This window comes from Candidatus Amarolinea aalborgensis (assembly GCF_900491745.1).
Classification (GTDB): Bacteria; Chloroflexota; Anaerolineae; order SSC4; family Amarolineaceae; genus Amarolinea; species Amarolinea aalborgensis.
The window spans coordinates 108,610-120,937 of sequence record NZ_UETR01000001.1 but is presented as its reverse complement, the minus strand read 5'-3'; the positions used below and the strand labels follow the sequence as shown (position 1 = coordinate 120,937).

The following is a 12,328-nucleotide window of genomic DNA, read 5'->3' as shown; positions in this document are numbered from 1 at the left end:
AACCCGCTGGGGTTGTACGTCCTGATCGAGTGTATCATGACCCAAGAACTGAATATCACGAATTTTGTACAGACCCTGCGCCGTCGCTGGTTGTTGATAGCCCTGGTGCTTCTGGCGACCGTCGGCGCCACGTTTGTGTACAGTCTGCTGCGACCACCCACCTACCAGGCGCGTGCGGTCCTGCGTGTGCGTGTGCCCCAATTCCAGTGGAACATTGACCCCGCGGTGCAGCGCATCATTGACACGAAGCGCGATTGGCGCCGCGAGTTCATGCTGCTCGGCCAAACAAAGACCGTGGCCGAGCGCGCCGTGGCTGGACTGAACCTGACGGTTGACAAGAATCTGCTGGCGCGCGTCACGCTGCGTGCGGAATCCACCGACAGCATTTTGCTAGACGCCGCCGGGCCGACGGCTGAGGACGCGGCGCAGTTGGCGAACGCCTGGGCCGACGCCTTGCAGAAGACCGTGGCCGAACAGTACGGCGTAGACTTGATGTACCAGGAGGTCACAGGGCTAGGAAAAGAGTTCAAGACCCGACTGGACAGCAACCAGCAGGCGCTCGAGGCGTTCAAAGCCGAAACCGGGCAGGGTGTCGGCAGCTCAACGACGATCGAGGCAGCCGGCTTGGAGCCTGACCAGAAGGAACTCAATGCCAAAGCGGCGCTGCAGGCCGATTATCAGGTGGCGCTCGACGCGGTCAACCGCCTGTTGAGCCAGATTGACGAGGCGCAGAATGGGCAGCGGCCGCCAACCGCTATCGCCTGGGAAATGCTCACCAACGATATTTTGCAGGCGCGGGTTGCCTTGCAGGCCGCGCGCCCGGCTTACACCGATCTGGCGGCCTGGAAAACTTTTCTGCAGGGCGAGGCGACAACGCTGCAAGAGTCAGTGACCTGGTTCAACAGCGATGTCCTGAAGCTGCAGGCCAAGCTGGCGTCTGAGGACTCACGGCTGTACTGGTTGACCCAGCAGCGCAACCTGGCGGCCGATCCCTACCTGGCCGTGCAGCGTCAGCTGCATGAAATCGAGTACCAGACGCCGATTGACCCGCTGGCGGTTGAAATCCAGGAGCGCGCCGCGGCCGAGATGGCATCCCGTTCCTGGTCTGTACTGCTGCGCATCGTGATTGCAGGCGCGGCCGGCCTGATTGCCGGCGTATGGCTGGCTCTGCTGTGGGACTTTGTTTTTGAACGGCGTCCGCAAGCAGTTAGCGCCCACGCTGCGCGTTAACCGCGGCCTGCGCTGGCTGCTGATCTGGGCCGGTCTGCACGCCCTGGCTTTCAGCCTGTTCACGCCGTTATGGCAGGCGCCCGATGAACCGGCCCATGTGGAAATGGCCTGCTTGCTGGCGCAGCGCGGCGGCGACCTACGCGCTGGTGATGATGACCCGGCCCTCCAACAGCGGCTGCTGCGCGCCTTGGCGGCCGACGATTTTTGGCGCCTGGTGCGCCAACCGACGCCTGACCCGCTGCCGAGTCGTTTTGCGGACGACCCGTTCTTGCGCAATGCCGGCCGGCAGGTGGGCGATGAATCCCCCCTCTACTATTGGCTGCCGGCGCTGATCTGCCGAACGCCCCTGGCCCTGCCTGTCCAGGTTCGCCTGATGCGGCTGGCGTCGGGGCTGTTTTTTGTGGCCGGGGTGCTCGCAATGTGGTGGGCCGTCGGCCCGCTCTGGCCGCAGGCGCCCGGCGCGCGGATGGCGGCGACCGCCGCCGTGGCCGGTCTGCCAATGCTGGCGTTCCTGGCCGGCGGCGTCAACAACGACAGCCTGGCCGTCCTGGGCGGCACGTTAACGTTCGGCTGCCTGCTGCGCCTGGCGCTGCCAGACCGCGGCCGCCTGCGCGCCGCGCTGGCGCTGCTGGTCACAGCCCTGTTGGCGGCCTGGATCAAGAAGACGGCATGGTTCGTGCTGCCCCTGGCGCTGGCGGCCATTGCCTGGCGTTTCGGCATGCGCGGCACGCGGCGCCAGCGCGGCGCTTTGATCGGACTGGCGGCGCTGCTGGCCGCGCTGGCGCTGTTACCCAGCCATCAGCCGGCCGCATGGGGCGGCCGCGGACAGCCCTGGGGTGGCGGCTTGACGCCGACCGCGGCGCACAGCGGGCGCTGGGGCATGACCGTGCGCGACGACACGACGCAGGGTTGGGGCCGCGTGACCCAGACCTTGCCGGCGGCCGGTTTGCGCGGCCAGACCATCCGCTTTGGCGCGTGGGTGCGCAGCCCCGGCGACCCGCAAATGGCTCGTCTGACCATCAAAGATGATGCGGGCCTCGAACGTTTAGCCGCGCCGGTGACGGCTGAGTGGACATGGTTGGCCGTGACGCGCACCATCAGCGTGACCGCCACGCAGGTGCTGCTGGGTATTGCGCCAGGCGCTGGTGAGCAGCCAGGCGAAACCGGCGTGCTGTGGGTGGATGACGCGCGGCTTGACGGGCCGATCAGCCTGGTCAATGGCGATTTTGAACAGACCGTGACCTGGGGCAGCCTGTTGGCGCAGCCGCTCGTGCAGCCGTTGCAGCAAACCTGGGCGGCCAGCGCGGACGCGGGGCCAGCCAGCCCAGGGCGCATTCTACTTTACCTGGCTCTGCTCTTCCCCGGGTTCTGGGGCAATTTTGGCTGGCTGCAAGCGCCGCTGCCGCTGCCCGTTTACGTGCTCATTGCCCTGGCGTGCCTGCTGGCCCTGCTGGGCATTGGCGGGGAACTACGGTTCCATCGCCGGGACGATCCCGTCACAGCGGTTGCCGTGGGCTGGAGCTTGCTGGCCGTGACGTTGTCGTTTGCGCTGGCAACCGCGCCGATGTGGGTGCGCGACTGGCAACCGCAGGGGCGCTATCTGCTGCCGGCCCTGGCGCCGTGGATGATTCTGCTGGTGAGCGGCCTGCGCTTTTGGAGCCGGCGCTGGCGACTGCCGCGGGCCAGCGTGTGGTTCATGGCCGGTTTTGGCCTGCTCGATGTGGTTGTCTTGCTGCTGCTCCAACCGTGGTTTAGTCGAATAGGCGCTTGAAACCGCGGCGACGACGGCAAAGCCTTCATCCAGAGGCTGGATCTAGTTGCCGCAGGGCGAGTTCCTAATGGTTTCTGCGACGTAACTATTCAGGCGGCGCGCCGTGGCAAGCGAGCGATTGAAATCGCGCCTGATGGGCGTTCCGCCAGGCGTCCACCTGAGTGGACGCGGCGCCGGTCGGCTCCGGCCGACCTGGCGGCGGCACGCCCTTGCGGCCCGAATTCATTCGGCGGCTGCAGTCGGCGCAGGATGCCTGAATAGTTACTCTGCGACTTCGGTCGCCCGGCGCGAGAGGTCTATGACATTATCACCTGATGAGGTACTGACTTGAGTATGACCGCTATTGATCAACGCCCGCGGCGCATCGCGGTCAATTCAGGCTACCTGCTGATTGCCTACATCGTAGAGGCCCTGCTAGGCATTGTCATTCTTTCGCTGGCCGCGCGCTACCTCAGCCAGGCCGGATTTGGCCGCTACGGTTATGTCATCTCCTTCATCGAGCTGTTCATCATGCTCACCGAATTGAGCAACTCGCGCGTGCTCGTGCGCGAGGTCGCCAGCGATCAGACCCATGCGCGCCAGCATCTGGCCGGGGTGTGGACCTTGCGCTGGGTGCTTTCGGTCGTCATGGTGGTGGCCGTGCTGGTGGCCGCGCAAGGCCATTACGCCGATCCTCAACTGTGGTGGGCCATTCTCTTTTTTGCGGTCGGCCAGGTTTTCTCCAACCTGACCGAGATCTTCACCGCGGTCTTCCGCGCTTACCAGCAGATGCAGTACCAGGCCTTCACCGTGATTTTTGGGCAGGCGCTTATTCTGCTCCTGACTTTTGTTGCCATCGGCCTGGATTGGGGACTGGCCGGGCTGTTTGGCATGCGCCTGGTGGCAAACTTCCTACGCTTACTGTCCGGCTGGTATCTCAGCCGCAAACGCTTCATCAAGGACTCCATCAGCACCGACTGGCGCAGCATGTGGTACTTGCTGAAAGAGTCCTTCCCGCTTGGCTTCAACATGTTCGTGCGCCGCTTCATCTGGCGTGGGGGCATCGTCATGCTGACCACGATTCTCAACGCCAAAGCGCCGGGGCAAGGCGACCTGGCCGCCGGCCTGCTCTATGGCCCTATTCGCCTCGTGGAGCAGATGCGCATCGTGCCGTCAGCCCTCATCGGCGCCATTTTGCCCGTCTTTGCCCAGCAAGCGCGCTTGCAGCCGCAGAAGTTCAAGCGCACGCTGGCCCAAAGTCTCAAGCTCTTCATCGCGATCAGCCTTCTGCTGGCCGTGCTGATGACCAGCCTGTCCTTGCAGATCACCGACCTGGTGTTGGGGCGCGGCCTGGCCGGCGCATCTGCCATTTTGGCCGTCTTCGGTTGGATCATTCTTTTCACCTTCTCCAACCAGTTCTTCGAAGCCGCCCTGTTGGCTGTGGGCCGTCAGTGGGTCGTGGCGGTCGGCCTGGGTATCGGCTTCGCCGCCGGCGCGATCGTCACCTGGGTCTACCTGGTGCCCATGTTCGCCGCCGTGGGCGTGGCCTACGGCATCATGCTGTCCGAAGGCATTGTCTTTGTCATCAGCATGATCGCGCTGCTGCCTTACCTTGACAAACGGGAGATGGGCCTGGTGACGGTCAAAATGGCCCTGGCCAGCGCCGTGACGGCTGGTTCCCTCTCGTTATTCAGTCACTGGTCCATGTTCCTGACCGCGCCGCTTGGTCTGCTGATCTACGGCGCGGTGCTGCTCCTGCTCCGCACCTTCAGCGCGCACGAACTGGAAGCCGCCGTCGCCATGGTGACGTTCCACAAGCGCCTGCGCTGGATTCGGCGCTGGCTGTTCAAGCTGGATGAGCGGGGGATGATGCGAGGGAAGGATACCAGAGACCAGAGATCGGAGATTGGGGAAGAGATCGGAGATCAGAGATCGGAGATCGAGCTCGTGGAAGGCGAGAGTTCTCCGGTCCATGGTGCCCCATCTCCGGTCTCCGGTCTCCGGTCTCCAATCTCCGGTCTCCAATCTCCGGTCCCCGGCCCCCAATCTCCAGTCTCCAGTCTCCAGTCTCCAGTCTCCGGTCTCCCCTCTCCTCCTTCCGCCCTCGTGATCGGACTGGACGGGGCGACCTGGGATTTGCTCAGTCCGATGATCGCGGCCGGGTGGATGCCGAATCTGGCGCGGCTGGTGGCCGAGGGGACCAGCGCGCCGCTGCGCTCTACCCTGCCGCCGCTGACCGCGCCGGCCTGGAGCAGTTTCATGACTGGGCTGAATCCGGGGCGGCACGGCGTGTTCGCTTTTCAGCGCGCGCTCAATCGTGACCTGGAGCGCACTTATGTCAATGCCACGGCCATCCAGGCGCCGCTGCTCTGGGAACGTTTGAGCGCCCACGGCCTGCGTGTGGGGGTGCTCAACGTGCCCCTGACCTACCCCGTGCGCCCGGTCAACGGCTGGCTGGTCAGCGGCATGATGACGCCGTCGGAAGAGAGCGATTTTACCTATCCGGCCGCGCTGGCGCCCGCGCTGCGCGCCCGGCGCTACACCATTGACCTGCGCGTGCTCAAGCAAGAACGTGATTATCGTGCGCCTGCGCAGCGCCTGGCCCTGGTAAACGATCTGCAGCGCGTGCTGCAAGAACGACAGACGGCCCTGGAAGAGCTGCTGCTGCCGCAGGGCGGCGATTTCATCATGGTGGTGTACGAGACGCCCGACCGCTTGCAGCACTGGACCTGGCGCTACCTCGATGACCTGCTAGGCCTCTCAGGGCCGCATGCCTTCGAACGCACGCCGATTCACGCGGCCGTGGAAGCGGCCTACCGCGCCGTGGATGACGCAATCGGCCGCACTCTGGCCCTGGCCGCCGGGCCACACACGCGCGTCTTCATGCTGTCTGATCACGGCTTCGGCTTTCGCCATACCCGCGTGCACATGGACCAATGGCTGGCGAGCCAGGGCTGGCTGACCTACGCCGCGGGCAAGGCCGATGTGCGCAAGCGGCTGAAGCAGTCCATGGGCTGGATCAAGCGCTTTCTGCCGCGCAGCCTGCTGCTGCGCGGGCGCCGCGCGTTTGCCGTCAATCGTATCCTGGACTGGGCGCACACGCAGGCCTATTCCGGCGTGGCCTCCGAGTATGCCATCTACATCAACCGCCGCGGCCGCGAACCCTATGGCGTGGTAGACGAGGCTGAGGTGGATGCCCTGCGTCGGGCGATCAAGGCGCGCTTGCTCAACCTGGTAGACCCACGCCAGGGACAGCGCGTGGTGCGTGCGGTGTACAATCGCGAGGAATTCTATCAGGGGCCATTTACCGACCAGGCGCCGGACATCGTCTATGAACTGGCGCCCGGCTATGAGCCGACGTCGGAAGTGTCGCCAGGCCGACTCTTTACCGACGTGACGGCCGAAGGCGAGGGGATGCACCAACCAGACGGCATCTTCCTGGCCTGGGGCCCGGACATCGTCGCCCAACGGCTGGGGCCAGGTCTGGGTCTGGCTGACCTGACGCCGACCATTTTGTACAGTCTCGGCGCCCCCGTGCCCCAGGGCCTGGATGGCCGCGTGCTGTCGGAGATCTTCACGACCGCCTATCGCAGCGCGCATCCGGTCCATCTGACGGAAGAGGCTGACGCCGCGGTCGCGCCGCGCCAGGAAGTCTACTCGTCCAGCGACGAGGCACTCATTGTGGAAAAACTGACGAATCTGGGCTACCTAAACTGATCGGAGATTTCCCCGAATAATGAGCCTGAGTTGAATCGCATCTTGAGATTGACGGTAGAAAACCAGGCCAGACTATTGGAGGCGTGGTATGAGTATTTCGGACGGTAACGGTCAAGCGGCCACTCATGCGGTTGATGTTCGCATGGCTGGAGATTTGCTGCGGATTGGCCTAGATGACGGCCGCGAATTGCATGTGTTGGTAGACAAGGTGCCCTGGTTGAAGTGGTTATCAAACGCGAGGCCAGATCAAAAGGAGCATTGGTCAATCGAGCCAAACGGCTACGCCGTTTATTGGGAAGACCTGGACGATGGCGTCGAGATAAGTCATTTACTAGAGATGGCAGCTGCAAACAATCCATCCATTGAACTCTCCGCGCCTCTTCTGCGCCGATTTGACCCTCATCTCGTTGGGTCTGGTGAAGCGCCACTACCGCCGGCGATTGCCGCCCGAACGCGTGAGGCTGAGCGTGAGTGAGGTGTTCCGCCTCGACCCCGGCCGGGTGCGCAGCGAGCGCCTGCACCGCTTGGGCTGGCTAGCCGGCCCTTTGTTGCGCTACCAGCGCTGGAACTGGGCCTGGCGCTTGGAGATTGCCCTGCGTTATCAGCCGATTGCCGACGCCCTGGCCGGCCGGCCGGCCGGACTGCGCATCTTGGATGTGGGCTGCGGCAGCAAGGGCGGCGTCACGTCGTACGTGCCCCGCGCGGCGTTTGGCGTGGATGTGACCTTTGACCGTGAGCGCTTGCATGACCACCCGCAGTTGACTGCGGTGGCGGCCTCCGGCGCAGCGCTGCCCTTCGCCAGCGGCAGCCTGGACGTCGCACTGTGCATGGATACGTTGGAGCATCTGACGCCGGATGACCGGCGGGCCGTAGTGACGGAAATGGCGCGCGTGGTGGCCGGGGACGGCCTGCTGATCGTCGGCGCGCCGTGTGGGGCGGCCGCACGCGCGGCTGAGGAAGAGATTGCGCAGGCCTTCGCACGCCAGACTGGCCGGGTGCACCCCAAGCTCGGCGAGCACCTGGAACATGCGATGTGGTCGGAGGTTGACCTGCTGAATCTGGTGCAGGAGGTGGCTGCGGTCCGTTTTGGCGCGTATCGCCTGCACGTGGCGGCCAATGTCAGCATCGGGGTCTGGTTGTTCTTGCGGCGGCTTTTCGATCTGGGCCGGCCGCTGCCGGGGCTGACTCATGTGCAGCGCCTGCTGCTGCAGCCCATTTACCCCTGGCTGGCGCCGCGCCTGCACCGGGAGCCGACCTACCGGAAGATCGTTTTTTGCCAGGCCGGTCAGGCGGCTGACCTGTAATCATGTCTACGGTGAACACGCCAACCTTGTCAACAACTACCACCAGCGCCCGTCGCGTCGTTGTCGTCGGCCTCGACGGGGCCACTTTTGATCTGATTGAACCCTGGGTCGCACAGGGCAAATTGCCCACGTTGGCCCGTCTGCTGCACACCAGCGCCTGGGCGCCGCTGGAATCGGTGCTGCACCCCTTCACCGCGCAAGCGTGGACTTCGATGGTCACCGGCGCGAACCAGGGCAAGCACCGCATCTTTGATTTTTGGGAACGCGACTTCAGCACCTACGGCTTTCGCCTGACCAATGCCAGCTTCCGCGCGCTGCCCGCGCTGTGGACGCTGCTCAGCCAGGCCGGCCGTCATGTCATCGTGCTCAACGTGCCCATGACCTACCCGCCGGAAAAGGTCAACGGCGTGCTGGTCTCCGGCTGGGACACGCCAGGCATGGGCGCGGCCTTCACCTACCCGTTGGCGCTCAAGGCCGAATTGTCTGCACTCTCTGGCGGCCAGCCCTATGTGATCGTGCCGGACGACTGGAAATACAGCACGGCGCAGCGCGGGGATATGGTCATGGCCGAGCTGTTGCGTGAGATTGACGTGCGCTTTGCCGTCGCCACCAGCCTGATGGCGCGCGAGCCGTGGGATTTGACCTTTTTTGTCGTCAGCGCGCTCGATGGCGCGGCCCACTTCTTGTGGAAGTACCACGATCCCGCGCATCCACTCTACGATCCGGCTGTCAATGCGCAGATGTTCAGCGAAGATCCGCTGCTGCAAGTTTACCAGCGCGCCGACCAACGCCTGGGCGAATTCCTTTCCACCCTGCCGCCCGATGTGCATGTGCTGGTCGTCTCCGACCACGGTGAGGGCGCGCTGGAGGACATCGAAATTCATCTCAACCTGTGGCTGGCGCAGCAGGGGCTGCTGACGCTGCGCACCCCCGGCAGCCGCCGTTCGCTGGGCAACGCGCTCAAATGGCTGGCCGCCAAACTGGTGGATCGCGGCAAACGCGCGCTGTACGGACGCGTCTCCTTCAGCACCCTGTCGCGGCTGCGCCATTGGTGGCCGGATAAACTGCGCGTCACGCTGGGCGAGGAGTCGTTTTTCCCCGGCGTGGATTGGGCGCATACGCTGGCCTATTCCGAAGAGGTGCGGGGCAACATCTGGATCAACCTCAAGGGGCGCGATCCGCAGGGCACGGTGGCGCCCGGCGCCGAGTATGAGGCCCTACGCGACCGCATCATCACCGGTCTGCAAGACTTACGCGATCCGCGCACAGGCGAGCGCCTGGTGCGCCGCGTCTGGCGGCGCGAAGAGCGCTTCAGCGGGCCATTCAGCGATCGCCTGCCCGACCTGCTCGTGGAGGCCGAATACCCTGATCTGTTCCGCCCCCGGGGCGCGTACAGCGGCCGGGAGCCGGTGCGTCATCTGACCATGGAAGAGATGCGTCATCGGCGCATCACCGGCTGTCACCGACCCAACGGCATTTTCTTCGCGCACGGGCCGGCCGTGCAACCAGGTCTGCCCCTGGCGCCAGCCAGCATCCTCGATGTAGCGCCTACCGTGCTCCACCTCCTCGGTGAACCGGCGCCGAGTTGGATGGATGGCCGCGTGTTGACCGAGATGCTGACGCCAGAGGCCCTGGCCCGCCAGCCGGTGGAAAGCAGGCCGCAGACGCCGCTTCCGCCGGTCAGCTCCGGGGACGGCGCAGGTGTGCAGAGTTACGATGAGGCCGAAGCCCAGGAAGTGACGGACCGATTGGCGGGGCTGGGGTATCTGTGAAGCGTGAAGCGTGAAGCGTGGAACGTGAAACGTGAAGCGTGAAGCGTGAGAAGGAGAGCGCAAGAAGTGATCAGAGCGTACCGACCGATAACGCCTCTTTTCTATGCCGGCGGCCTGCTCCTGGCGGTGCTGCTGGCAGGCTTGATGTTGGTTTCGCCGTTTGCGGGACTGGCGTTGGTGTTTGCCGCGCTGGTGGTGACCCTGGCCTGGCTGCGGCCGTTCTACCTGCTGCTGCTGTTGATCCTGGGTTTGCCGTTTCATGTCTTCGCCAGTCGGGCCATGGTCGGTCTCTTCAACGTGTCTCAGGGCACGGTAGAGATGTTTGCCTACTGGAAAGAAGGGGTCATGGCGCTGCTGATCGGCGTACTGCTGCTGCGGCGCCTCTTCGGCCAGGATCGCTTCAAGGTCAAGCTCTATCCATTCGATTTGGGACTCGCGTGCATTGCCCTGCTGATGGGCGCGTACATTTTTGTTGGCCCGCTCCTGAATGTGGGCATCTACGGTTTTCGCAACTACCTGGAACCGCTGGTGGTCTTCTATCTCCTGCGCGCCGTGCCGGTCAGTGCGCGCCAGCTGCGCTTCCTGGTGCTGGCGATGCTCGGCGTCTCCGTCGTGATGGCGCTGATCGGCATTTACCAGGTGGCCTTCTGGAACTTCAATGACCTCTACAACTGGGGCTTTCGCGAAGCGGATGGTACGATTCCCAACGCGTTTTACACGGCCGAGGTGGAACGTCAGCCGCACTTGCGCGCAATCGGCACCGTGACCAGTCCGAACGAATTAGGGTTGATGTTGGTATTGGCCATTGCCATCGCGCTGGTCTTTGCCTTGCAGCCGCAGCGTGCGCTGTGGCAGCGCGCCATTCTGTTGGCGGTCACCGGGATCTGCGGTGTAGCAGTGCTTCTCACCTACTCGCGCAGCTCGCTCGTCGGTCTGCTGAGCATGGTGGCTGCTCTGGCTGTGTTGGAAATTGGCTTCCGCAACCTGGGACAGGCGCTGCGCTACGCCCTGCGCAGCCCTGGGACGATCCTCGCGCTCCTCGCGCTGGCAGCGCTCCTGGTCGTTGGCGCGGAGCGCGTGGGGCTGGTGGCGCGTATTACGCGCGCCCTCAACATGAATGATCCATCGGCCGTCGGACACCTGGCTTCATACGAGGCTTCGATTCCCTTCATCCTCGATCACCCGCTTGGCATCGGCACCGGCATGGCCGGTCCCCGCGCGCTCAAATTTTCGGATAAAGTCAAAATCGAGCATGTCGAAAGCTCGTGGCTGCAGATGATGATGGAGATCGGGATTCTCGGCGCCCTGTTCACTCTGGGCATTTATCTGATGATGGTGTGGACGCTGCGCGCTGAACGCCAGCGCTGGGGCGGTGGGCACGGCTCGTCGCTCCTGGCGCGCGCCTTGCCTGGCGCAGCGCTGGGCAGCCTGCCTGTTGCACCCGCCAGCAGCGGTGCGCCGACCGCGCCCGTACTCGATCCCTTCTTCGACGCGGTCAGCATTGCCGCGCAGGCCGCCTGGCTGGGCGCGATGGTGGCCTTCACCTTCTTGCCCCTCATGCAGGAACTGCAGTTGATGAGCTACTTGTGGATTGCAGCCGCCATCCCGCTCGTGGCGGTGCGCGAACGATGACCGCGGACGCGCCAGCCATCGCGACCATCATTCTCAACTGGAATGGCCGTGACACCACCCTGGCCTGTGTGCAGACCGTGCTCGACTGCGGACAACCGCCGGCCAGCGTGATTGTCGTGGATAACGGCTCGACCGATGACTCGGTGACTGCGCTGCAGGCGCGCTTTCCCACCCTGACGGTCCTCGTCGCAGGCGAAAATCTGGGCTTTGCGCGCGGCAACAACCTCGGTGTACGCCACGCGCTGGATACGCTGGCGCCGGCGCTGATCTTTCTGCTCAACAACGATGCCTTCATCAATCCCGACACCTTGCCGCGCCTACAAGCAGCCCTGACCGCCAATCCGCAGGCGGGCGCGGCCGCGCCGAAGATCTACTTTGGCGATGGCCGGCGCCTGTGGTACGGCGGCGGCCATGTGGATTGGCGGATCGGCACGGGCGTGCATCAGCACAAGGGCGCGGCGGATCACGGCCAGGCCGACGCGGCGCGCGTGGTAGGCTTTGCGCCAGGCTGTGCGCTTCTCCTGCGCCGCAACGTGATCGAGCCGGCAGGTGTATTCGATGAGCGCTATTTTTTCATGGGCGAGGATGTGGATCTCAGCCTGCGCCTGACGCACGCGGGGCGGCCGCTGCTCTACGCGCCCGACGCCACCGTGGTGCACCAGGTTGGCGCCAGCGCCGCGCGCCAGGGTCAGCCCTTCATCTGGTATCACATGACCCGCAACCGCCTGCTGACCGTAAGTAAACACGCGACGCCCGCGCAAAAGGTGCGTTTTTTCAGCTATTGGCCGCTGCTGTGGGCCTTCAAGGCTACGCAGTTTGCCCTGGCTGGCAATCCCGCCATCGCCCAGGCCATTGGCCGCGGCGTGCGCGACTTTCGGCGCCAGCAGTTTAGCCGTGAGTGAGGGTCGCTTGACGCTTGCGCA

Annotated in this window: 8 protein-coding genes; all 8 read left to right on the top strand. The window is 64.4% G+C overall.

Annotated elements, in window-relative coordinates:
• The first annotated feature begins 36 nt into the window (after positions 1-36).
• The 8 genes from ACPQ6D_RS00505 to ACPQ6D_RS00470 all read left to right on the top strand — a co-directional run bounded on the left by ACPQ6D_RS00505 (position 37) and on the right by ACPQ6D_RS00470 (position 12,307).
• A complete protein-coding gene (locus ACPQ6D_RS00505; protein ID WP_423222322.1) occupies positions 37-1,230 on the top strand; it encodes a Wzz/FepE/Etk N-terminal domain-containing protein in 1,194 nt (397 codons plus the stop codon).
• Positions 1,187-3,001 carry a DUF2142 domain-containing protein gene (locus ACPQ6D_RS00500; RefSeq protein ID WP_423222321.1) on the top strand — a complete coding sequence of 605 codons (1,815 nt, stop codon included), beginning with the start codon at positions 1,187-1,189 and terminating at the stop codon, positions 2,999-3,001. The genes ACPQ6D_RS00505 and ACPQ6D_RS00500 overlap by 44 nt, the downstream gene beginning before the upstream one ends.
• 333 nt (positions 3,002-3,334) lie before the next feature.
• Entirely contained in the window at positions 3,335-6,697 is a 3,363-nt protein-coding gene (locus tag ACPQ6D_RS00495) for an alkaline phosphatase family protein (protein ID WP_423222320.1), read from the top strand.
• 88 nt (positions 6,698-6,785) lie between these two features.
• The gene (locus tag ACPQ6D_RS00490; protein ID WP_423222319.1) at positions 6,786-7,172 is read left to right on the top strand and encodes a DUF2442 domain-containing protein; all 387 of its coding nucleotides are present in this window, start codon (positions 6,786-6,788) and stop codon (positions 7,170-7,172) included.
• Complete coding sequence (locus ACPQ6D_RS00485; protein WP_423222318.1) at positions 7,165-8,001, top strand: class I SAM-dependent methyltransferase; 837 nt, start codon at positions 7,165-7,167, stop codon at positions 7,999-8,001. The genes ACPQ6D_RS00490 and ACPQ6D_RS00485 overlap by 8 nt, the downstream gene beginning before the upstream one ends.
• Before the next feature lie 2 nt (positions 8,002-8,003).
• Complete coding sequence (locus ACPQ6D_RS00480) at positions 8,004-9,773, top strand: alkaline phosphatase family protein (protein ID WP_423222317.1); 1,770 nt, start codon at positions 8,004-8,006, stop codon at positions 9,771-9,773.
• A gap of 66 nt (positions 9,774-9,839) precedes the next feature.
• On the top strand, positions 9,840-11,405 hold the full coding sequence (locus tag ACPQ6D_RS00475) for an O-antigen ligase family protein (RefSeq protein ID WP_423222316.1): 1,566 nt from the start codon (positions 9,840-9,842) through the stop codon (positions 11,403-11,405).
• On the top strand, positions 11,402-12,307 hold the full coding sequence (locus ACPQ6D_RS00470; protein ID WP_423222315.1) for a glycosyltransferase family 2 protein: 906 nt from the start codon (positions 11,402-11,404) through the stop codon (positions 12,305-12,307). Before ACPQ6D_RS00475 ends, ACPQ6D_RS00470 begins: the two co-directional genes overlap by 4 nt.
• Positions 12,308-12,328 lie beyond the last annotated feature (21 nt).